We start from the raw sequence: 22,391 nt of genomic DNA, 5'->3' as shown, positions 1-22,391 counted from the left end.
CCAGGACAATCCGACCTCGCTGCCGTCGCAGGACGAATCCGACGCGGACACAACGGCATCCGACGGGACGGCGAACGTGACATCCGACGCCGAACCGAACGGCGCATCGGCCGACGAATCCGCGGAATTCGAACACGCGGCGTCCGGGATCATTCCGCCGGTGCCCGACGGTATCGAGCAGACCACGTTCGCACCCGGTCCGCAGTTCGGGCCCGACGGCTTCGCCCCGCCCGAGCAGGGGGGATTCGCACCGGCCCCGTTCGCGCCACCGGCAGCGAACCCGTATCCGCCGAACCAGGGTTTCGCGCCGCCGGGCTTCCCGATGAACGACCATGGCGGTCCTTTCGCCCCGCCGGGAGATCCGAACGGATTCCCGCCGCCGTGGGCGGGCGGGCCCGGCCCGGATGGTTTCGCGCCCAATGGATTCCCCGGTGAGCAGGGCGGTTTCGCGCCGCCCGGCGCCCCCGCCGATCAGGGCGGCTTCCCGCCCCCGGGTCACCCCGGCGAACCGGGCTTCGCGCCGGCCGCATTCCCCGGTGAGCAGGGTGGTTTCCCGCCGCCCGGAAATCCCGGTGAGCAGGGTGGATTCGCGCCGGGCGGATTCCCCGGCGAGCAGAACGGTTTCGCGCCCCCCAGTGAGCCGGGTGGTTTTCCGTCGCACGGAAACCCCGGTGACCCAGGTGGATTCGCGCCGCGCGGCAATCCGGGTGACGCAGCTGGTTTCGCCGCGCAGGGCAACCCTGGTGAGCAGGGCGGTTTCCGGCCCGGTGCCGGTGAGCCGGGACCCGGGTACGGCGAGGTCCGCCAGGAGACGCCGTACGGTGAAATCCGCCAGGAGATCGGCGCCGACGGGATGGTCCGCCGGGTCTTCGACGAGCGGCAGGGGCCGCCGTCCGCTCCCGAGCAGCAGGGCGGGGACGCCGACGCGGGCGGACCGATCTTCAGCTGGGCGCCGCCGCCGCTGCCCTCGACTCCGCCGCAGCAGCCCCAGCAGTATCAACCGCAGCAGAGCGGCTGGCAGGGCGGACCCGGACCGCAACAGCAACTGCCACAGACGTATCAGCAGCAGCCGCCGCAGTCGACGTTCCAGCCGCAGCACATGACACAGCCGGTGCAGCCGGGCAGTTCGGTCAACGACCTGAATCTGCTCAAGCGAGCGCGGCGTTCACCGCGCAGCGGCTGGCGCCGCGCCGTGCACAAGGTGACCGGTGGCGCCATCAATCCGGGCGAATCGTCGGCCGATGTGATCTACCGCGAACTGGTGGATCGGGTGAATCAGCCGGTGCGCGGCGACTACCGGATCGCGATCCTGTCGCTCAAGGGCGGCGTCGGAAAGACCACGACCACAGTCGGTTTGGGTTCGACCTTCGCCTCGCTGCGTGGCGACCGCGTCATCGCCATCGACGCCAATCCCGACCTCGGGACCCTGGCCCACCGGGTGCCGCGCCAGACCCGCTCGACGGTCCGCAATCTGCTCGAGGATCAGCACATCGGCCGCTACTCGGATGTGCGGGCCCACACCTCGCAGGCGCCGAGCCGGCTGGAAGTTCTTGCCAGCGAACAGGATCCGGCCGTTTCGGAGGCCTTCAGCGAGGCCGACTACCGGCGCGCGATCGGCATCCTGCAGCAGTTCTACAACATCATTCTCACCGACTGCGGTACCGGCCTGATGCATTCGGCGATGGCCGGTGTGCTGGATATGGCGAGTTCGCTGATCCTGGTCACCTCGCCGGCCATCGACGGCGCGCGCAGTGCCTCGGCGACGCTGGACTGGCTCGAGCACCACGGCTACAGCAAGCTGGTGGAGCGGACCGTGGTGGTGGTCAACGCCTCCCGCCGCGGCGCCTCGACCGTCGACCTGGATCAGCTGCGCAAACTGTTCCTCGACCGCACCCGCGCGGTGCAGGTGGTGCCGTTCGACGATCACCTCGCCGAGGGCGCGGAGATCGATCTGGAACTGGTCGGCAAGCCAACCCGGCGGGCGCTGCTGGAATTGGCGGCCATGGTCGCCGACGATTTCGGATATCACGTCCCGCAGCCGCCGTTCCCGGGTCCGCAGACCCAGTATCCGGGTCCGCAGGGGCACTATCCGGGCCCGCAGGGCTACTGATTCGCGCCGGGCACCGGTTTGCGAGGATTTCCTCCCCGCCGAATTGCTGCCCGGCCGAATTGTCACCCCGATCGAGACGGGGCCCGGCCGCACCGCATACAGTTACCCGCGGTGTGGAGGTCCCGATAGATGGCAGAAAAATACGGGGCCGTCTCGCGAAGGACGGTACTTCGCGGGGCGGCCGGCGCGGGTGTGATAACCGCGGGCGCCATGATGCGCCCGATTCGTGCGAATGCCGATCCCGGTCGGCGGGTCGCGATTTTCGGTGGCGGCGTCGCCGGACTGACCGCGGCGCACGAACTGGCCGAACGCGGATTCGACGTCACGGTCTACGAACGCCGGGCGCTGGGCGGTAAGGCGCGCAGCATTCCGGTGCCGGACAGTGGTCGCGGCGGCCGAGCCGATCTACCGGGCGAGCACGGTTTCCGATTCTTCCCCGGTTTCTATCACCACCTTCCCGACACCATGCGGCGAATTCCGTTCGCGGGTAATGCCAACGGTGTCTGGGACAATCTTGTCCCGGCCGCCGAGGCGCGTTTCTCCCGCGCCGGCGCCGACGACACCATCGTGCCGATGGGGCGCGCCGGAAAACCGTGGGCCACCCCCGACGATTTCCGCCAGACCGTCGCCTCGGTGATCTCCACCTCGATGAAGATGCCGATGACCGATGCGGCGTATTTCGCCAATCGGCTCCTGGTTTTCAACACCAGTTGCGACGATCGCCGTTTCGGCGAGTGGGAGAAACTCGCCTGGCGCGATTTCGTGGGCGCCCGGGGTCGCTCGCAGGAATTCCGCATGCTGATGTCGCGCACCCTCACCACCCTGCTGGTCGCGGCGAAGGACGATCACGCCAGTACCCGGACCATCGGTTCCATGGGCGAGCAGTTCCTCGGCAATCCGCTGGAGACCGGTAACGACGGACCGCTGGACCGGCTGCTGAACGGTCCGACCAACGAGGCCTGGATCGACCCGTGGGTGGCCCATCTGCGCGGCCTGGGGGTGCGTTTCGACACCGCCGAACTGCGCGGGCTCGACGTGCGCGATCGGCGCATCTCGGGCGCCCGGGTGGCCGTCGGCGGTGGCGAGCGGGCGGTCGACGCCGACTATTTCGTGCTGGCGGTGCCGGTCGAGGTCGCGCGCACACTGTGGACGCCGGAAATCCTTGCCGTGCAGCCGGAATTGGCGGCCATGGACGGCCTGGTGGTGAACTGGATGAGCGGAATGCAGTTCTATCTGCGCCGTCCCACCCAGATCGCGCGCGGCCATACCGCCTATGTCGACTCCCCGTGGTCGCTCACCTCCATCGCACAGAATCAGTTCTGGTCGCGCACAAGGCTTTCCGAATCAGGCGACGGTTCGGTGCGGGATTGCCTGTCGGTCGACATCTCGGACTGGAATACACCCGGCATCCTGTACGGCAAGCCGGCGATCGACTGCACCCACGACGAAATCGCCCGCGAGGTCTGGGCGCAGTTGCAGCGGCATCTGGAAGGCCGTGCGGCGCTGGAGGACTCGGATCTGGTGTCGTGGTTCCTGGATACCGGCGTGAGCTGGGACGCCGCGCAGAACCGCAATACCAACGCCGATCCGCTGCTGATCAACACCGCCGGTTCGTGGGCGGCACGCCCGAATGCGCACGGTGGTCTGGAAAACCTGTTCCTCGCAGGCGATTACGTCCGCACGAACATCGATCTCGCGACGATGGAAGGTGCCTGCGAGGCTGCTCGCACCGCGGTGAACGCGCTGCTGGACGTCGCCGGGTCGAATGCCGCCCGCTGCCGGCTGTTCCAGCTGTACCGGGCGCCGCAGCTGGAGCCGCTGCGCCAGGCCGACAGCGCGCGCTACGCGGCCGGACAGCCGAATATGTTCGACGTCCCGATGTAGGTGGCGGGCGGCGGATCTCGCGCGTTCAATGGGGTGATGAGCGAGATCACCAGCGCCGCCGAACTTCGGGAACTGCTCGGTGAGCCGGCGCCGCGCGCCGCGACGAAGGAGCGGACGCGCCTGCATCCGCTCGATCGGGAGTGGATCGCGACCGCGCCGTTCGCCATCCTCGCGACCAGCGACGCCGACGGGCGTTGCGATGCCTCCCCGAAGGGCGATCCGGCCGGATTCGTGCACGTGATCGACGACCGGACGCTGGCCGTCCCGGAGCGGCCGGGCAACCGCCGGGGCGACGGATACTTCAACATCCTGTCCAATCCGCACGTCGGTGTGCTCTTCCTCATTCCCGGACGCAACGAGACGTTGCGGATCAACGGCCGGGCGCGGCTGCTGCGCGACGCACCCTACTTCGACGACATGGTGGTCAAGGGGCACCGGCCGATCCTCGCCATCGAGGTGGCGATCGAGCAGATCTTCTACCACTGCGCCAAGGCGTTGCTGCGCAGCGAGCTGTGGCGGCCCGAACGCTGGCCGGAGGATCTGCTGCCCGGCCACGCGGTGCTGGTGAAAGAGGTACAGCGCAACACCACCGAATCGCTGGAAGAGCTGCGGGACTACTACTCCCCGGAGAACTACCGGCGCATGCTCTACTGACCGCCTCCCGCTCCCGGTCGCAGATCACATCGGCCGGTCGCACGCGGGTGTCCGTCCACCAATACACTCGCGTGGTGGCAGACATCTCGGTGCGCGGACGGCTGGCGCTGCGGGCGGCGGCAGCGGCGTCGTGGGCCTCGCAGAAGGCCGGACGCGGTAAGGGGTCGATGATCGGCGGGCTGATCGCCCTGCAGATCGCCCCGGACATCATGACCCAGCTGGGCCGCGATCGGCGGACGGTGCTGGTCACCGGCACCAACGGCAAGTCGACGACGACTCGGATGACCGCGGCCGCGCTGGCCGAACTGGGCCGCGTCGTCACCCAGGCCGACGGGGCCAATATGGATGCCGGAATCGTCGCCGCGCTCAGTGTGGACCGCGCCGCGCCGCTGGCCGCGATCGAGGTCGACGAACTGCATCTGCCGCACGTGGCCGATGCGCTGAACCCGGCCGCGGTGGTGCTGCTGAATCTGAGCCGCGATCAGCTCGACCGGGTCGGCGAGATCAACATGATCGAGCGCAAACTGCGCGAGGGTATGGCCCGCCATCCCGACACGGTGCTGATCGCCAACTGCGACGACGTGCTGATCACCTCGATCGGCTACGACCATCCCAATGTGGTGTGGGTGTCGGCGGGCAGCGGCTGGGCGGTCGACGCCACCAGCTGCCCCCGCAGCGGCGAGCCGATCGTCTGGGAGGGCAACCATTGGCGCAGCACCGGTGCCGACTTCCATCGGCCCGATCCGCAGTGGTGGGTCGACGCGGAGTATCTGTGCGGGCCCGACGGGCTGAAACTGCCGTTGCACCTTGCACTTCCGGGGCGCGCCAATCGCGGTAACGCCGCGCAGGCGGTGGCCGCGGCGGTCGCGCTGGGCGGCCGTGCGGAAACGGCGGCGCAGGCCGCCGGAACCGTGCGCGAGATCGCCGGCCGCTACCGCACCGTGCAGGTGGGTGAGCACTCCGCGCGGCTGCTGCTGGCCAAGAATCCGGCCGGGTGGCAGGAGGCGCTGTCCATGATCGACCCCGACGCAACGGGTTTGGTGATCGCGGTCAACGGCCAGGTGCCCGACGGCGAGGATCTGTCCTGGCTGTGGGATGTGCGCTTCGAGCACTTCGAAGGCACTCAGGTGGTCGCGGCGGGCGAGCGCGCCACCGACCTGGGCGTGCGGCTGACCTACGCCGGTGTCGAGCATACGACCGTGCCGAATCCGTTGCGCGCCATCGCTTCCTGTCCGCCCGGGCGGGTCGAGGTGCTCGCCAACTACACCGCCTTCCGGGATTTGAATCGCGATCTGGACGGAAACCACTGATGGCTGAATCGACGGTACGCATCGGGCTGGTGCTGCCCGATGTGATGGGCACCTACGGTGACGGCGGCAATGCGCTGGTGCTGCGGCAGCGGCTGCGCATGCGCGGTATCGATGCCGAGATCGTGGAGATCACGCTCGCGGACCCGGTGCCGGAGACGCTGGACATCTACACTCTCGGCGGCGCCGAGGACTCCGCGCAGCGCTTGGCGACCAGGCATCTGCAGCGCTATCCGGGTCTGCAGCGTGCGGCCGCGAAAGGTGTTCCGGTACTTGCCATCTGCGCCGCGATCCAGGTGCTGGGCAACTGGTACGAAACCTCGGCGGGGGAGCGCGTGGACGGTGTCGGCCTGTTCGACGTGACCACCGCGCCGCAGCGGGTCCGGTCCATCGGCGAGGTCGCCACCACACCGCTGCTCGCCGGCCTGTCCCAGCCGCTGACCGGCTTCGAGAATCACCGGGGCGGAACGACTCTCGGTGCGGACGCGACCGGACTGGGCCGGGTCACCAAGGGCGTCGGCAACGGTGTGGGCGACGGTCTCGAGGGTGTGGTGCAGGGCTCGGTGCTCGGCACCTACATGCACGGCCCGGCACTTGCCCGCAACCCCGAACTGGCCGATTACCTGCTCACGCGGGCCCTCGGCGGTCGTGAACTGGAACCGCTCGATCTGCCCGAGGTCGAGCGGCTGCGTCGCGAACGTCTGCGCGCCTGAGTCCCTCTACTACGTGATATAGCGATCGCGCATGTAACAGCGCGGTCGCCGGCGCCGATCCTGTTGAGAGATAGGAAGTTCGGCGGTAATCTCGCGCGCGGCCATGCGTGATGAGGGAGGTGGCCGGTGCGGAGACGTGCCTTTTTACAGGCGGCCGGTGCTGCGGTTTTGCTGGGTGCCACGGGCGCGTTGCGCGGGACCGGAACAGCCGCCGCCGATCCGGCGTGGGACGGGATGTTCCGCAACTGGGTGTCGGAGATCTTCGTGCCGCTCGCGGATCCGCCGGAGCACACCGAGGCGATCGTGATCGGATCCGGCTTCGGTGCCGCGGTCGCGGCACTGCGACTGGCCGAGGCGGGTATCGCCAACACCGTGCTGGAGCGCGGATCGCGCTGGCCGAACGATCCCTGGCGAGAGATCTTCACCGGCGACGATCTGCCCGACGGCCGCGGGTTCTGGCATCGCACCAGCTTCACCGGAATCACCAAGGTCGCCATGCATTTCGCCGATTTCGGCGGTGTCCTCGATGTCACCGAATTCGACGGGATCGATGTGTGGCGGGCCGCGGCCGTGGGTGGCGGATCGGTGATCTTCTCCGGATGCATGATCGCCCCGGAACGCCGGCACTTCGACGAGATCTTCGGTGGCACAGTCGATTACACCGAATTGGAGCGCACCTACTATCCGCGCGTGCGGCAGATGCTCCGCCTGTCGGTCATGCCGGCCGACATCTACAATTCGCCGCCGTTCGCCCATTCCCGGATGTGGGACGATCAGGTGCGCGCGGCCGGATACGAGCCGGTGCCCAACGAGTCCATCTTCAAATGGGATACGGTGCGCGCCGAATTGGCCGGTGCCACGCGCGCGTCGGCCACCGCGGCGCGCAGCAATCTCGGCAACTCGAACGGCGCGAAGTTCGACCTCAACCAGAACTATCTGAAGTACGCGCATGCCACGGGCCGCTCGTCGGTGTTTCCGGGGCATCGGGTGGACAGCATCGGCCGCGACGGTGACCGCTACGTCCTCCAGGTCTCCAAAATCGACCCGACCGGCAAGGTCCTGGGCATCCGCACTCTGACCTGCGACAAGCTGTTCCTCGGCGCCGGTTCCATCGGCACCACCGAACTGCTGGTCCGCGCCCGCGCCACCGGCACGCTGCCCAACCTCGACGAACATGTCGGCGACGGCTGGGGCACCAACGGCGACGTCGCGCTGGCACGCGGTGAGAGCCGGCTCGCGGGGCTGGGGCAGGGCGTGCCGAGCGCCAGCCGGATCTTCGACGAATCCGGCATGCCGTTGACCCTGGAAAGCTGGTACATCCCCGGAATTCCGGTGGAGACCGGCGCATTGGCGTCACTCGGGCTGGTGATCGATCCGACCCGGACGCGCATCACCTACGACGCGGCGCGCAATGCCCCCGCCCTGAGTTGGCCGCGTGCGGCTCAGGATCGGATCGTGGCCGCCTGCCGCGCGGTCGACCAGCGCATCGCCGAACGGTCGGGCGCGCTGTTCGACTATCAGGTGCTCGGCTACGACGCCAATGCCCCGTTCACCGCCCATCCCCTGGGCGGGGCGGTGCTGGGCCGGGCCACCGACAACTACGGCCGGGTCAACGGCTACCCGGGGCTGTACGTGGTCGACGGCGCGGCGATTCCGGGCAGCACCGGCGCGGCCAATCCGTCGCTGACGATCACCGCGCTGGCCGAACGCAACGTCGAGGCGATCATCCGCGCCGGGCGCTGATTCCCGCCGCCCCGGGCCTCGGGGCGGCTTCCCGGCGCCGCCGGTGCCGCTACTCTCGGCAGGTACCCGTTCGATGTGGAAGGGACCGTTGTGGCGCAGTACCCGGCTGGATCGTTGTCCGAGGGATATCCGCGCAAGCCGCCGGCGCTGTGGACCGACCTGCTGATGCTGGTGCTCGCCGTGGTTTCGGTGGGTCTGGTCACCTGGATCACCTTCTTCACCGTGCCGCAGCACACGTATCACGTGATCGTGGTGGTCGACATCTCGATCTGCGCGGTGTTCGCCCTCGAATTCCTCTGGCGCTGGCGGCGGGCGGATTGGTCGTGGACCTTCCCGTTCGTCTACTGGTACGAGGTCCTGGGCATGATCCCGGTGACCAGCCCGTTCTTCCGGGGTTTCCGGCTGCTGCGCATCATCGTGATTCTGGTCCGGCTGGCCCGCGTCGCCGACCGGGCCTTCGGCGACCGGGTCACCGCCGCGGTGGTGAACCGATCGGTCGGCGTGATCGTCGACGCGGTCCGGCGCCCGGTCACCATGGCCGTGCTGGAGGAGGTCGCCGATGTGCTGCGCCGCGGCCGGTACACCCACAACATCGCGGCGGCGCTGGAGGAGAACCGCGACGAACTCGACGGCATGATCCTCGAGCTGATCAAGAAGGATCCGGCGGTCGGGCGGGTGCGCTACCTGCCGTTCCACGAGGAGATCATCCGCGGTATCGCCGACACCAGCTTCCGGATCGTCTTCCAGGTGCTGGCCGATCCGCGCACCGACGAACTGGTCGGAGATGTATTGCGCGAGAACATCAATCAGATGCGGGATGCGGTGCGCGAGGGCGGACACGTGCCGGAGGCGGTGGATCACAAACTCCAGCAGCGTATTTCGCCCGATCGCGCACCGCGCTAGTCCGCTTCGGCGGTCAGTGCGCGTGCCGCACCGCGTCGCGTGGTTGCGCGTAACGCACTGTCTCCCAGACGATCAGCACGGTGAGCACGGCACACAGCAGCCCCAGTGCGGCCATCGCCGGCAGCTGTCCGGCGAGCGGAACCAGAGCGATCAGCACCGCCGCGGTCACCAGGCGCGGCCACAGCACCACCCGGGTCGCGTAGTGCCGGAACCAGACCAGTGCCAGCAGGTACAGCACCACGCCGCCGTAGAGCGCGAACAGGGGAATGCCGTGCAGCCGATCGTGCAGGGTATGGCCGGCCGCGCCACCGAGATAGTTCAGCGTTTTCTTCAATCCGAGCGACATCGCGACGATGCCGGCCACCATCGGGAAGTGCAGAAAGGTGTAGCAATTGCGCGCGATCCGGATCCGGCGCGAACCAGAGGCCTCGGTCATCGCGCGTTCCACGACGGTCGCGGCGACGTCGAAGTAGGCCCACCACAGCAGGCCCGAAACCGCCAGTGCCAGCAGCGATCCCACGGTGATCGGCCACGAGATCGGCAGCCCGGCGACGCCCACGCCGATGGAGACGATCGATTCACCCAGCGCGACGATCACGATCAGACCGTGCCGCTCGGCGAAGTGCGAGGCCGAATTCACGCGCCAGTCGTTACCGGCGAAGAAGGTCCAGACCATATCGCCGGCGATGGCCGCGATCCACAGCACGATCTGTACCGTGCCGTGTTCGACGGCCGCCACGATCAGCAGTGTGGTGCCGATGGTGATCGAGCCGCCCGCCCAGCGGCCGACCTGGCCGCGCAATTGCCGGTCCTCGGTACTGGCCAGCCAGAACATCCCCAGATGGACCAGCCGGATCACGAGATATCCGATGGCGAACACGAGCGGTCCGTACCAGCCGCCCGGCATGTCGTGGAACGCCTCGGGAATCACCTCGGCCACGATGAGCCCCGCGCCCATGGCCGCGAACATCGCCACCCGGGCCAGCCCCTCGTCGGCCTTCACCACATTGCCCAGCCAGGCGTAGGCGATCCACACCCACCACATCACCGCGAGCACCAGCACGGCCCGCAGCATGTTGAGCGCGGTGACGTCGTGGGCGGCCAGATCGGTCACCTGGGTGAAGGCGAAAACCAGGACGAGGTCGAAGAAGAGTTCCAGCTGGGTTACCGAGGCGTCCTCGGTGACCGCTTGAATGCGTGTGCGTCTGACACCGGTCATTCGCACATCGTGGCAGGAAGCCGACGTCAGCGCCCGCGACGGCGAACTTCTCGGTCAGCTGACCTCGTAGTTCTCGCCGAAGGGAAATTTTTCGATGTACTCGATCAGGTTCTGCACGGCCTCGTCGTTGGCCCGCGACAGCGTGCGCTTGAGCAGCAGGCCGGGAACGGGGATCGGCAGATACACCTCGGAGTGGTACCAGACCTCGGTGCCCTCGTCGGTCTCCTCGATGTCGAACCAGCCCTTGCCGCCGCCACCGGCGGCGCTCTCCACCACTTCCCAGGAGATGCGTTCCGGTGTGCAGTTGTACTCGAGGACCTGACGGTCGGAGTTGTTGAGGGTCGTCACCGTGGCGTAGACGCGGCGGGGACGGTCGAATTCGTCGCGGGTCGCGACGCGCACATCTCGATGCGCGGGCGACCATTCCGGAATCCGCTCGACGGCCAGCAATGCTTCCTGAACCTGATCGGGTTCGACATCGATGATGAATCGGTGATCGGTCTTCGTGCGCATGTCTTGCCCTCCACTGCTTCGGCCGATTGTCTCCGCCGTCACACGCGGTCGTCAACCGTGTGGTCTGTTCCTCGAGTTACAGAGACCGACCAGTCTGATTAGGTTCGGTCGGGCGTGCCGCGTTTGCGGTCGCGCTGCCGGGGCGGATCGGCGGCATACTCGGCGTCGGCGTGCCGCGCCGGTGGCCCGGCGATTGCCGGGTGAGTGGTCACTTGCCCGAAGAGGGACTGCCCCCGGGTGGGAAAGGGGGCTTGACGTTGCTCGTCCGCACAGCTACCGGTGGTGAAGGACCTCCCAGTCGGGCCCCGGAAAGACCAGACTTTCGTGTCCGTCCTCGAACCGGACGACGTAGGGCGGGGCGCCGTCGCTGCCGCGCGCCTCGATGATTTCGCCGGTGCGTTCGGGCATTCCCACAGCATTGCTGTGGACGAGGATGTGATCGCCTACATGCGCCTGCATGACCGCCATTATCGTTCGATGTGATACTGCTCACAAGTCAATGTCACGGTTCTCTGCTGCCGGAAATCGCTTGCGATGGCGATCTCCGAACCGGCGCGCGGAAATTCTCGCCCTCCCACTTGACACCACTTTGTTTGTAGTACTACGTTTCAACCACTACAGTTAGAGTGCAACGGTCAAGGCGGTATCAGGATGCGAAAGCTCGTCTACTACGTCGGCGTCTCCCTCGACGGCTATATCGCCGGCCCGGGCGGCGAATTCGACATGTACCCCGTGTCCCAGGAGATGTCGGACTGGTTCAACGAGCGGTATCCGGAGGTGGTGCCCACCCACATCCGCCCGCACGTGAATCTGCCGGTGGAAACCCCGAATCGGGAATGGGACACGCTGATCATGGGGCGCGGGACCTACGAACCCGCGCTGGAGATCGGCGTCACCAGCCCGTATGCGCATATGAAGCAGTACGTCGTCTCGACCACCCTGGACCCGGTGGACGATCCGAATGTCGAGGTCGTGGCCGACGATCCGGTCGCGCTGGTGCGGAAGTTGAAGCAGCAGGACGGCAAGGACATCTGGCTGTGCGGCGGCGGCACGCTCGCCGGCGCCCTGATCGACGAGATCGACGAGGTGATCATCAAGAGCTATCCCGTGCTGCTCGGCGCCGGGATCTCGGCGGTGTCGGGCAACTTCTCGCCGACCGCCTTCCGGCCGGTCCGGCGGCAGGAATTCGGCAACGGTGCCCAGGTCACCTGGTTCGAGCGCGCCTGAGCAGGATCACCCGGCCTCGCGCAGGAAGGACAGGCGCACCCGGCGGATCGGGTTGTCGACGTTGAGGTCCACGAAGGCGATGGACTGCCAGGTGCCGAGCGTCAGCTCGCCGCCCAGCACCGGCACGGTGGCGTAGGGGGCGATCAGCGCGGGCATGACGTGCGAGCGGCCGTGCCCGCGCGAGCCGTGGGCGTGGCGCCAGCGATCGTCGGCCGGCAGCAGATCGCGCAGGGCGCGCAGCAGATCGTCGTCGCTGCCCGCGCCGAGCTCTATCAGGGCCACGCCGGCGGTGGCGTGCGGGACGAAGACGTGCAGCAGTCCGTCGCCGCCGCCGGCCTCGCGCAGAAACGTGGCGCACTGCGGGGTGAGGTCGTGGACGACCTCGCGATCACCGGTGTGCAGCTCGATTTCGATGCTCTTCATAGGCCCATCGTGCGCTTTCGCCGCGAGGTACACCGGGAACTCGCGGGAGGGGTTCGCCGACCGGGTGCTAAACCGGTCGGTGTGATTACTCACACCGGTACGCCGGCTGTTCGGGCCCGATCGGGTCACGGGCTCCGGCGGATCCGGAAAACCGCTGATGAACGAGGCTGTTCGGGCCGATTCCGATGCCCTGCAAGGGCTCTGCCGTCGCGGCCGTGCCCCGCCGCGCCGTCCCGGGACGGGATCGCCGCTGGTCCGGGTAGCGAATTCGGTGGTCGAACCCGGCTGCTCCCGGTTGCCGCTCGGAGGTAGCCGACCACCGAGCGGACTCCGATCGGTAGTCTTATTGGCTGTAACAGCAGCTAGTCGATCTTGGAGGACCCCACTGTGGCTCTCGTCGTTCAGAAGTACGGAGGATCTTCGCTCGAGTCTGCCGAGCGGATCCGGCGCGTCGCTGAGCGGATCGTCGAGACGAAGAAGCAGGGGCACGACGTGGTCGTCGTGTGCTCGGCCATGGGTGACACCACCGACGAACTGCTCGACCTGGCCCAGCAGGTGGCGCCCGCACCGCCGGCCCGCGAACTCGACATGCTGCTGACCTCCGGTGAGCGTATCTCGAATGCGTTGGTGGCCATGGCGATTCACTCGCTCGGCGCCGAGGCGCGGTCGTTCACCGGTTCCCAGGCGGGAGTGATCACCACCGGCACCCACGGCAACGCCCGCATCATCGACGTGACCCCGTCCCGGGTTCGCGATGCCCTCGACGAGGGTTTGATCGTGCTGGTCGCGGGCTTCCAGGGCGTCTCGCAGGACAGCCGCGACATCACCACGCTGGGCCGCGGCGGCTCCGACACCACCGCGGTCGCGCTGGCCGCCGCGCTGGAGGCCGACGTCTGTGAGATCTACACCGATGTCGACGGCGTGTTCACCGCCGATCCGCGGATCGTGCCGGATGCGCAGAAGCTGGAGCAGGTGAGCTTCGAGGAGATGCTCGAGCTCGCCGCCACCGGCGCCAAGGTGCTGATGCTGCGCTGCGTCGAATACGCCCGCCGCTACAACGTTCCGGTGCACGTGCGGTCGTCCTATACCGACCGCAAGGGCACCTATATCTACGGATCGATGGAGGACATCCCCTTGGAGGACGCAATTCTCACCGGCGTCGCGCACGATCGCAGCGAGGCCAAGGTGACCGTGGTGGCCCTGCCGGACGAGCCGGGCTACGCGGCCAAGGTTTTCCGGGCCATCGCCGACGCCGAGATCAACATCGACATGGTGTTGCAGAACATCTCCAAGGTCGAGACGGGCAAGACCGACATCACCTTCACCCTGCCCAGGTCCGACGGGCCGCGCGCGGTGGAGTTCCTGACCAAGCGTCAGGGCGAGCTGGGCTTCAGCCAGGTTCTCTACGACGACCACATCGGCAAGGTGTCGCTGGTCGGCGCGGGGATGAAGAGCCACCCCGGCGTCACCGCCACCTTCTGTGAGGCGCTGGCCAAGGCCGGAATCAACATCGACCTGATCTCCACCTCCGAGATCCGCATTTCCGTGCTGGTCAAGGACACCGAGCTGGACGGCGCTGTGCAGGTGTTGCACAAGGCGTTCGACCTCGGCGGCGACGAGGTCGCGGTCGTGCACGCCGGATCGGGGCGATAAACCATGGGCGTACGCGTAGGTGTGGTCGGCGCGACCGGGCAGGTCGGCGCCGTGATGAGAAAACTGCTGGAGGAGCGCGACTTTCCGGCCGACGAGGTGCGATTCTTCGCCTCCTCGCGTTCGGCGGGCAAGAAGCTGCCCTGGCGTGGCGGCGAGATCGTGGTCGAGGACACCGAGACCGCGGATCCGTCCGGACTGGATATCGCCCTGTTCTCGGCCGGCGCCACCATGTCGCGGGTGCAGGCGCCGCGGTTCGCGGCGGCCGGTGTGACCGTCATCGACAACTCCTCGGCGTGGCGCAAGGACCCCGAGGTGCCGCTGGTGGTCAGCGAGGTGAATCCCGAACAGACCCGCAACCTGGTCAAGGGCATCATCGCCAACCCCAACTGCACCACGATGGCCGCCATGCCGGTGCTCAAGCCCCTGCACGAGGAGGCCGGACTGCAGCGGCTGATCGTCTCCAGCTACCAGGCCGTCTCCGGCAGTGGACTGGCCGGTGTCGAGGAGCTGGCCGGCCAGGCCCGCGCGGTGATCGGAGATGCCGAGAAGCTCACCCACGACGGCAGTGCCGTGCAGTTCCCCGCGCCGAACAAGTACGTCGCGCCGATCGCGTTCAATGTGCTGCCGCTGGCGGGTTCGCTCGTCGACGACGGTTCCGGTGAAACGGACGAGGATCAGAAGCTGCGCAACGAGAGTCGCAAGATTCTCGGCCTGCCGGAGCTGCTGGTCAGCGGCACCTGTGTGCGCGTGCCGGTCTTCACCGGGCATTCGTTGTCGATCAATGCCGAATTCGCACGGCCGCTCTCGGTGGAACGGGCGAAGGAACTGCTCGCCGATGCGGCCGGTGTGAAACTGGTCGACGTCCCGACGCCGCTGGAGGCCGCCGGTAAGGACGAGTCGCTGGTCGGCCGGATCCGCCAGGACCCGGGCGTGCCGGAGGGGCGCGGCCTGGCGCTGTTCGTCTCGGGTGACAACCTGCGAAAGGGCGCCGCGCTCAACACGATTCAGATCGCGGAAGTTCTGCTCGCACAGCGCTGACACTGCGTTCCCGAGGTTCGCTTCGAACGGGCCGTCCGATTACGGGCGGCCCGTTTCACTGCCGATCGCTCAGCCGGCCTGCGCGCAGCGGGCCCGGAGTCCGTCGAACACGACGGCGAAAGCGCGGGCTCGCTGCTCGCCGGTGGCGGTGTGCGTGCCCGCGAAGGTGCCCTTCAGTACCCGCATCAGATCGTCGAATTCGATATCGTCGCGGATCGCGCCGGCATCCTGCGCGCGGCGCAGCAACCTGGCGATGGCCGCCTGGAATTCCTTTGTGGGACCGGTGATCTCGATCGTCTCGTGGCCGCCCAGCGCATCGGCGAGGTCCCGCTTGACGCCTCCCTCGGCGACCATGTGGTCCAGCAGGTCGAAGAAGGCGGCCCCCGGATCGTCGGCCGATTCGAGCCCGCGCGCGTAGTCGATCATGCGCTCGATGTTGTCGACGATGGCGGCGTGGAAGAGGGCTTCCTTGGTGGGGAAGTGGCGGTAGACGGTCCCGGGGCCCACCCCGGCGCGCCGTGCGATCTCGTCCAGCGGGACCGAAATACCTTCGGCGGCAAAGGCTTCCCTCGCGGCTGCGAGTACCCGCTCCCGGTTGCGGCGGGCGTCGGCGCGCAGGGCGCGGCGCGGTTCGGCCGCCGGGTCCGCTGACTGTTTCTCCGCCACAGCGCGAGTCTACCCGGTAACCGTTGACAAACGGGGCGCACGTTCCGGATCATAAGCGGGGCATACGTTCCGCTTCTAACAGAGGGAGTTCGTCATGGTTTCCAGTTCGGTGCGCAGCGCCCGCCAGGTGGTCGAGGACCTGTTCGCGACATTGCCGGTACGTGATGCCGATGCCTTCGTCGCGGCCCTGGCTCCCGATGCGGTATTCGAGATCCCGTTCCCGGTCGCGGGAATGCCGGAGCGGCTCGAGGGCCGGGAGGCGATCCGCGAACACCTCGCGCAACGCTGGTCGGGTGTGTCGGGTATCGAGGTGCACGGTGTCTATCCCACGGTCTACGAATCCACCGAGGACGGAGTGCTTTTCGTGGAGAACGAGGTGGATATGACGGTGCCCGGCGGACCGCGTGCGCGGGTGCGAACATCGGTCAACGTGGTGCACGTGCGGAACGGGGAAGTGACCCTGTTCCGGGACTACATGGATACCGCGCGGTTCGCGCGGATCGCCGGCTGACCCGCGCAGCCGGCGCGGCTCCTCAACGGATGCCGGGTGTGCGAGGGTCCGGGCCGAGACAGACCAGCAGCGCACAGCCGGGCGGTGTGTCGGAGAAGGGCGGTGCCAGCGGGGTCTGCAGACAGGACAGTACGGTGCAGCCGGGATAGGCGTCGGGCCCTATGCCGAATACCGCGACGGTGATATCGGGATCGAAGAAGGCGCGGGGGTCCAACGTCACCGGCGGCTCGACATAGGGGCCGGGGTCCGCGATCGGCGGTTGTTCGAAGGCGCCGAGCAGGCGCCGGAAGAATTCCCAGGTCAGCTCGGTCAGGTTCTGAACGATCCCGGTCGGGCCACCGTTGCTCCGGTTGCCGAAGACGCCGGTCCACACCACGGTGAGGTCCAGGCTGGGGATGAAGAAGACGTCCTGCAGACCGAGTCCGGACATCGCGAAGACATCCTGGGGCAGGAACGACGGAATCTCGATACACCCGGGGCGGGCCCAGAACAGATAGCCGTAACACTCGCGGCCCGGGCCCGTCTGCTGGGCGCGGTGCAGATACTCGGCCGAGACCACCCGAATCCCGTTCCAGTCGCCGTGGCCGGCGACCAGCAGGGCGATCTTGGCGAGATCGTCCGGCGGGATCATCAGATGCGCGTAGCCGTAGGTATGACCCGAACGGTCGCGGGCCCAGTAGTAGTCGCCGCGCGCAATCCCCAAGGGGGAGAACAGCTCCCGCTGTGCGAACTGTTGCAGTGGTTCGCCGACGGCCAGCTCGATCACATACGACAGCAGATCGACGTTGCGCTGGCTGTAGGAGAACCGGGTGCCGGGTGGATTGTCGAGCGGGACCCCGAGCGCCTGCACGGCACTGTTCGGATCGATCGGCACCACCCCGGAGATGCCCTCGTTGATCACTCCGACACGCAGGCCGGAGCGCTCGGTGAGCAAATCCTCGACGGTGATCGCGCGGTGGGCGGCGTCGCCGAGTCCGGGCGGCAGATAGCGGTCGATCGGCGCATCGATGTCGAGTTTGCCCTGATCCCACGCGATTCCGGCGACCAGCGAGACCACGCTTTTGGTGACGCTCCAGATATTCCACGGCGTGGTACCGGTGGCGTCGTTGTGGGCGCCGGATCCGATCAGGCAGTTGTGCCGAAAGATCTTGACGTTCAGCCGGTTCCGTTCGTCGGCGAACCGCAGGGCGGACGCCAGCCGCGCCGAATCCAGGCCCGCCGATTCCGGCGTGGCCCGTTCGAATTCGCGTCCGGACGAGACGGCGCAGGTCGGTGGATCCTCCGCACGTGCCGGTACCGCGGCGGCGCAGGCGCCACCGATCAGTACGACCACGAGAACCCCGATGACCCAGCCGTGTAGGCGTCCCATGAGTCGAGGTTAACGACGGGCATCCGGCCACGGGGCCCAACACGCAACCGCCGCAATCAAATCGGAATCGGCGTCGCAGCGTTCGGGTCGAACGACGAGCGAGCGGATGTGACGTCGAAAACATCCCTGTCGGTCTTTTCTTGACTTATTCCAGAAAACGGGCAGACTGGCCTCATGCACACCGAAGGTTTCGATCCACGCGAACGATTGCGTGCGGCCGGCCTGCGGGTTACCCGCCCGCGGGTGGCCGTGCTGGAAGCGGTTGCCGCCCATCCGCATTCGGATGCCGACCGGGTGGCCGCCGCCGTCCGTCAGGAGCTGGGTTCGGTATCGACACAGGCCGTGTACGACGTCCTGCACGCCTGTGTGGGCGCGGGGCTGCTGCGCCGGATCGAACCGGCCGGTTCGGCGGCGCGGTACGAAACCCGCATCGCCGACAACCACCACCACCTGGTGTGCAGGATCTGCGGCACGGTCGTGGACGTCGACTGTGCCGTGGGCCGTGCCCCCTGCCTCGACCCGTCGGATGCGCACGGGTTCACGATCGACGAAGCCGAGGTCGTGTTCTGGGGACTCTGCCCGCAATGCCGTCGGTGACGACGCGCCATCACGATGGCCCGGACATCCCGGGCGACAGCTGAAACAGGAGGCTGCGATGACCAAGCCGATCAGTGGGCCGACCACTACCAACACCGGCACTCCGGTCCCCAGCGACAACGAATCGCTGACCGCTGGCACCGAGGGCCCGATTCTGCTGCACGACCACTACCTGATCGAGAAGCTCGCCCAGTTCAACCGGGAGCGGGTGCCGGAGCGGATCGTGCACGCGAAGGGGGCGGGCGCCTTCGGCGAGCTCGTCGTCACCAACGACGTCAGCCGCTACACCAAGGCGAAGCTGTTCCAGCCGGGTGCGCGGACCGAATCGCTGGCGCGGTTCTCCACCGTCGCCGGTGAACAGGGCAGCCCCGACACCTGGCGCGATCCGCGCGGATTCGCGGTCAAGTTCTACACGCCCGACGGCAACTACGATCTGGTCGGCAACAACACCCCGGTGTTCTTCATCAAGGATCCGATCAAGTTCCCCGATTTCATCCGCTCACAGAAGCGGTTGCCGGGCAACGGCCTTCGCGATCACAACATGCAGTGGGACTTCTGGACCCTGCGCCCGGAATCGGCGCATCAGGTGACCTGGCTGATGGGTGACCGCGGCATTCCCAAGACCTACCGGCACATGAACGGCTACGGCTCGCACACCTACCAGTGGATCAACGCCGAGGGTGAACGGTTCTGGGTGAAGTACCACTTCAAGACCGATCAGGGCATCGAATTCCTGACCCAGGCCGACGCCGACCGGCTGGCCGGGACCGACCCCGACTATCACCGCCAGGATCTGTGGGAGGCCATCGAACGCGGCGAATTCCCGAGCTGGACACTGTATGTGCAGATCATGCCGGTGGGCGAGGCGGCGAACTACCGCTTCAACCCGTTCGATCTGACCAAGGTGTGGTCGCACAAGGACTACCCGCTGATCGAGGTCGGCACCTGGACGCTGAACCGCAACCCGCGCAACTACTTCGTCGAGATCGAACAGGCCGCGTTCGAGCCGTCGGCGATCGTGCCGGGTATCGGTTATTCGCCGGACAAGATGCTGCTGGGCCGGGTCTTCGCCTATGCCGACGCCCATCGCTACCGCATCGGCACCAACTATCATCAGCTGCCGCCGAACCGCGCATGGGCGGCCGAGGTGAACTCCTACTCCAAGGAGGGTGCCATGCGCTACGACTTCAACGCGCCGGAAGTGCCTGTCTACGCGCCGAATTCGTTCGGTGGCCCGCATGCCGACGCGACCGCGGCCCCGGAGGAGGCGGCGTGGAGTTTCGAGCCCGAGCAGGTGCGCGCCGGTTACGGCCGGCACGCCGAGGACAGCGATTGGGCGCAGCCGGGCACGCTGGTGCGTGAGGTGTACAACGACGAGCAGCGGCAGCGCTTGGTGGACAACGTGGTCGGGCATGTGCTCGGCGGCGTGCGCGAACCGGTGCTGAGCCGGGTGTTCGACTACTGGAAGAACGTCGATCCGGAGATCGGCAAGCGCATCGAGGAAGGTGTGCGCGCCGGCCTGAACGGCAACGGCTGAACCTGACGAAATCTGCGGGCCCGCACCGGACTTCGGTGCGGGCCCGTCGTCGGCAATGTCATACGGGCGGCAGCAGGGTGTCGACGAGCCGGGTCGCGGCGGTGTGGTCGAGTGGGGCGTGGCCGAGCAGGAAGCGGTACCAGAACAGTCCGTAGAGCAGATCCACCAGCAGGTCCGCATCCGTCGACGCGGGCAGTTCGCCCCGGGCGACCGCGCGCTCGAGGATATCGCGCACGGCGGCGCGGCGGGCTGCGGTGAACTCCTGCAGTAGTTCGGCGAGGTGGGGGTCGCGGGCGGCCTCGCGCACCAGCGCGCGCAGCGCCGGGGCGGTCGAAACCTGTTGGGCGCCGGTGAAAGTGGAATCGGCGACCGCCAGCAGATCGGTGCGCACCGAGCCGGTATCGGGAGTCGGGACCGACCGGCGCGCGCGTTCGAGCAGCGCGTCGAGCAGCACCGCGCCCTTCGACGGCCACCAGCGGTAGATCGTCTGTTTGCCGACCCCGGCCGCGGCCGCGATGGAATCGACCGTGACCGATCCGCCGTCGGAGGTGGCGAGCTGAGCGAGGGCGGCGTCGAGAATCGCGCGACGGGTGGCCTCGTTCCGGCGCCGGCCGGTGTGCGCGCGTTCGGACGGCGGCGAATTCGGTTGCCGCGGTGGTATTCCCATGGGCCCACCTCCCAGCGGTGACGAAGCGCGGGAATACCGCACCCGATACGGTCGTTGTCGAGACTGTCAGTCTCGACAAACTGTACAGGACAGGAACAGTAGCAATGAGCGCTTCCAGCACCGGCACCCCGCGCGTCGTCGTCATGGGCGGTAGTTCCGGAATCGGTGCGGCCACCGCCGCGCTGTTCGCGAACGAGGGTGCCGAGGTCGTGGTCACAGGCCGCAGTCAGGACAAACTCGACGCGGCAGTGGCTCGGCTGGGTGGTAAGACCAGCGGCTACCGGATGGACGCGACCGATGCCGAGCAGATCGCGGCCTTCTTCGCGCAGTCCGGCCCCATCGACCACCTCGTCGTCGCGGTCAGCGGTTCGGCGGGCAGCGGTCCGTTCGCCGAACTCGATCTCGACCACCTGGCGCAGGGGTTCGACGGCAAGTTCTGGCCGCAGGTGAGAATCGTCAAAGCCGCTCTGCCGCATCTGGTTTCGAACGGTTCGATCACCCTGATCACCGCGGCGTCGGCGCATGCGGCCTTCCCCGGCACCGCCGGACTGGCCGCGATCAACGGGGCGCTGAACGCCATGGTGCCTCCGCTCGCGGTCGAACTCGCGCCGCTGCGGGTGAACGCCGTGGCCCCCGGCGTCATCGACACCGAATGGTGGGAGCGGGTGCCGGAGGAACAGCGCCGCACCCTCTTCGACGGCCTCGCCGCCACCACACCCGTCGGGCGCGTAGGGGATCCGGAGGAATTGGCGCGGGCCGTGCACATGATCGCCACCAACGGCTTCGTCAGCGGTGTGGTGCTCGACGTCACCGGCGGGGCGAACCTGCCCACCGGCCGCTGATTTCCGCGGCGGAGGCTCCCGGCAGTTGCTCAGGACCTCCGCCGCGCGTGCAGTCCGTCGAGGATCAGGCCGAGTTCCTCGTCGAAATTGTCCTCGCGGATGCGGGCCGAGTCGTGGCCGCGATGGCCGGCGAAGCGCTGATGGATCCGCGGATACGGCCGCGCGGCGATGTCGGCGGCGGCCATGAACTGCTCGAACCACACCTGTTCGTCGAGGCCGCTGCGCGCGATCGAGGTCAGCATCGCGGCCTCGGTCGAGGTCGCGCCGATGACATAGGCGAGCAACGTATTCGAGGCACGGTCGGCGGTGTCGGAGTCGAAGCCGGCATCCTCCAGGATCGACAGCAGCGACTCCGACAGCCGCAACATGTTAGGACCCAGATAGGCCAGACCCGCGGTTGTCATCACCATCGAAATCCACGGGTGGCGCAACAGGATGCGCCGGATGTCGTGACACAGCGCGAGCATCGCGGCACGCCAGTCGGTGCTCGGTTCGGCGGGTAGCCGCAGCTCACCGAATGCCTCGTCGACGACCAACTCGAGTAGTTCGTCCTTGTTGGCGACATGCGTGTAGAGCGAGGTCGCGCCCGCGCCCAACCGGCTGCCCAGTTTGCGCATGCTCAGCGATTCGAATCCCTCGGCATCGAGCAGCGCGATCGCCTCGGCGACGATCTGCGCTCGGCTCAGCGCCGGTTGATCGCGGCGTTGCCGGTGTTCGCGGGTCCATACCGAGCGGATCTGCGCGGTGTCCGCGGATTCGGTGGTATCGGGCCGTGGCGCCATCGGCTCTCCTTTCCAGGTCGAGATCAGCATAGT

At 67.6% G+C, this 22,391-nt stretch carries 22 protein-coding genes; 14 read left to right on the top strand and 8 right to left on the bottom strand.

Going from position 1 to position 22,391, the window contains the following annotated elements:
- Positions 1-322 precede the first annotated feature (322 nt).
- The 7 genes from C8258_RS24965 (at position 323) to C8258_RS24935 (ending at position 9,314) form a co-directional block, all read left to right on the top strand.
- Positions 323-2,110: an AAA family ATPase gene (locus C8258_RS24965; RefSeq protein ID WP_369974813.1), complete on the top strand. Its 1,788-nt coding sequence runs from the start codon at positions 323-325 to the stop codon at positions 2,108-2,110.
- 129 nt (positions 2,111-2,239) lie between these two features.
- Positions 2,240-3,994: an FAD-dependent oxidoreductase gene (locus C8258_RS24960; RefSeq protein WP_199195842.1), complete on the top strand. Its 1,755-nt coding sequence runs from the start codon at positions 2,240-2,242 to the stop codon at positions 3,992-3,994.
- Positions 3,995-4,030: 36 nt separating this feature from the next.
- A complete protein-coding gene (locus C8258_RS24955; protein WP_106957294.1) occupies positions 4,031-4,648 on the top strand; it encodes a pyridoxamine 5'-phosphate oxidase family protein in 618 nt (205 codons plus the stop codon).
- 74 nt (positions 4,649-4,722) lie between these two features.
- Positions 4,723-5,958 carry a MurT ligase domain-containing protein gene (locus tag C8258_RS24950; RefSeq protein WP_106957293.1) on the top strand — a complete coding sequence of 412 codons (1,236 nt, stop codon included), beginning with the start codon at positions 4,723-4,725 and terminating at the stop codon, positions 5,956-5,958.
- Positions 5,958-6,668, top strand: coding sequence for a type 1 glutamine amidotransferase (locus C8258_RS24945; protein ID WP_106957252.1), 711 nt, complete (start codon positions 5,958-5,960; stop codon positions 6,666-6,668). Before C8258_RS24950 ends, C8258_RS24945 begins: the two co-directional genes overlap by 1 nt.
- A gap of 126 nt (positions 6,669-6,794) precedes the next feature.
- Positions 6,795-8,411 carry a GMC oxidoreductase gene (locus tag C8258_RS24940; protein ID WP_233225320.1) on the top strand — a complete coding sequence of 539 codons (1,617 nt, stop codon included), beginning with the start codon at positions 6,795-6,797 and terminating at the stop codon, positions 8,409-8,411.
- Positions 8,412-8,486: 75 nt separating this feature from the next.
- Complete coding sequence (locus C8258_RS24935; RefSeq protein WP_233225319.1) at positions 8,487-9,314, top strand: ion transporter; 828 nt, start codon at positions 8,487-8,489, stop codon at positions 9,312-9,314.
- 13 nt (positions 9,315-9,327) lie between these two features.
- Here the strand turns inward: C8258_RS24935 and C8258_RS24930 are convergent, their stop codons facing one another.
- From C8258_RS24930 to C8258_RS24920, 3 genes are all read right to left on the bottom strand, one after another.
- Complete coding sequence (locus C8258_RS24930) at positions 9,328-10,533, bottom strand: low temperature requirement protein A (protein ID WP_106957251.1); 1,206 nt, start codon at positions 10,531-10,533, stop codon at positions 9,328-9,330.
- Positions 10,534-10,587: 54 nt separating this feature from the next.
- Entirely contained in the window at positions 10,588-11,046 is a 459-nt protein-coding gene (locus tag C8258_RS24925; protein WP_106957250.1) for an SRPBCC family protein, read from the bottom strand.
- Positions 11,047-11,319: 273 nt separating this feature from the next.
- Complete coding sequence (locus C8258_RS24920; RefSeq protein ID WP_036497343.1) at positions 11,320-11,505, bottom strand: DUF1918 domain-containing protein; 186 nt, start codon at positions 11,503-11,505, stop codon at positions 11,320-11,322.
- 192 nt (positions 11,506-11,697) lie between these two features.
- Between C8258_RS24920 and C8258_RS24915 the strand changes: the two genes are divergently transcribed.
- Entirely contained in the window at positions 11,698-12,273 is a 576-nt protein-coding gene (locus C8258_RS24915; protein WP_106957249.1) for a dihydrofolate reductase family protein, read from the top strand.
- A 6-nt stretch (positions 12,274-12,279) separates the two neighbouring features.
- Here the strand turns inward: C8258_RS24915 and C8258_RS24910 are convergent, their stop codons facing one another.
- Positions 12,280-12,696, bottom strand: a complete 417-nt coding sequence (locus C8258_RS24910) for a secondary thiamine-phosphate synthase enzyme YjbQ (protein WP_106957248.1) — start codon at positions 12,694-12,696, stop codon at positions 12,280-12,282.
- A gap of 387 nt (positions 12,697-13,083) precedes the next feature.
- Here C8258_RS24910 and C8258_RS24905 point away from each other — a divergent pair, with 387 nt between their 5' ends.
- Together C8258_RS24905 and C8258_RS24900 are read left to right on the top strand one after the other, a co-directional pair.
- Entirely contained in the window at positions 13,084-14,349 is a 1,266-nt protein-coding gene (locus tag C8258_RS24905) for an aspartate kinase (protein ID WP_036497291.1), read from the top strand.
- Positions 14,350-14,352: 3 nt separating this feature from the next.
- A complete protein-coding gene (locus tag C8258_RS24900) occupies positions 14,353-15,387 on the top strand; it encodes an aspartate-semialdehyde dehydrogenase (protein WP_106957247.1) in 1,035 nt (344 codons plus the stop codon).
- A gap of 69 nt (positions 15,388-15,456) precedes the next feature.
- Here the strand turns inward: C8258_RS24900 and C8258_RS24895 are convergent, their stop codons facing one another.
- On the bottom strand, positions 15,457-16,053 hold the full coding sequence (locus C8258_RS24895) for a TetR/AcrR family transcriptional regulator (RefSeq protein ID WP_199195841.1): 597 nt from the start codon (positions 16,051-16,053) through the stop codon (positions 15,457-15,459).
- Between the two features lie 94 nt (positions 16,054-16,147).
- Here C8258_RS24895 and C8258_RS24890 point away from each other — a divergent pair, with 94 nt between their 5' ends.
- Entirely contained in the window at positions 16,148-16,564 is a 417-nt protein-coding gene (locus C8258_RS24890) for a nuclear transport factor 2 family protein (protein WP_106957246.1), read from the top strand.
- 22 nt (positions 16,565-16,586) lie between these two features.
- Here the strand turns inward: C8258_RS24890 and C8258_RS24885 are convergent, their stop codons facing one another.
- Positions 16,587-17,933 carry a serine hydrolase gene (locus C8258_RS24885; protein ID WP_106957245.1) on the bottom strand — a complete coding sequence of 449 codons (1,347 nt, stop codon included), beginning with the start codon at positions 17,931-17,933 and terminating at the stop codon, positions 16,587-16,589.
- A gap of 174 nt (positions 17,934-18,107) precedes the next feature.
- On the opposite strand from C8258_RS24885, the gene C8258_RS24880 reads away from it, so the two are divergent.
- Together C8258_RS24880 and C8258_RS24875 are read left to right on the top strand one after the other, a co-directional pair.
- Positions 18,108-18,530: a Fur family transcriptional regulator gene (locus tag C8258_RS24880; protein WP_106957244.1), complete on the top strand. Its 423-nt coding sequence runs from the start codon at positions 18,108-18,110 to the stop codon at positions 18,528-18,530.
- Positions 18,531-18,600: 70 nt separating this feature from the next.
- Complete coding sequence (locus tag C8258_RS24875) at positions 18,601-20,067, top strand: catalase (protein ID WP_106957289.1); 1,467 nt, start codon at positions 18,601-18,603, stop codon at positions 20,065-20,067.
- A gap of 58 nt (positions 20,068-20,125) precedes the next feature.
- On the opposite strand, the gene C8258_RS24870 is transcribed toward C8258_RS24875, so the two are convergent.
- Positions 20,126-20,734: a TetR/AcrR family transcriptional regulator gene (locus tag C8258_RS24870; protein WP_106957243.1), complete on the bottom strand. Its 609-nt coding sequence runs from the start codon at positions 20,732-20,734 to the stop codon at positions 20,126-20,128.
- 104 nt (positions 20,735-20,838) lie between these two features.
- Between C8258_RS24870 and C8258_RS24865 the strand changes: the two genes are divergently transcribed.
- Positions 20,839-21,576 carry an SDR family oxidoreductase gene (locus C8258_RS24865; RefSeq protein WP_199195840.1) on the top strand — a complete coding sequence of 246 codons (738 nt, stop codon included), beginning with the start codon at positions 20,839-20,841 and terminating at the stop codon, positions 21,574-21,576.
- Positions 21,577-21,605: 29 nt separating this feature from the next.
- Here the strand turns inward: C8258_RS24865 and C8258_RS24860 are convergent, their stop codons facing one another.
- The gene (locus C8258_RS24860; RefSeq protein ID WP_106957287.1) at positions 21,606-22,358 is read right to left on the bottom strand and encodes a TetR/AcrR family transcriptional regulator; all 753 of its coding nucleotides are present in this window, start codon (positions 22,356-22,358) and stop codon (positions 21,606-21,608) included.
- Positions 22,359-22,391 lie beyond the last annotated feature (33 nt).

This window comes from Nocardia sp. MDA0666, from assembly GCF_003023875.1.
GTDB classification, from domain to species: domain Bacteria; phylum Actinomycetota; class Actinomycetes; order Mycobacteriales; family Mycobacteriaceae; genus Nocardia; species Nocardia aobensis.
Note: the sequence above shows the minus strand (reverse complement) of the source record. Positions and strands in the feature narration are given on the sequence as shown.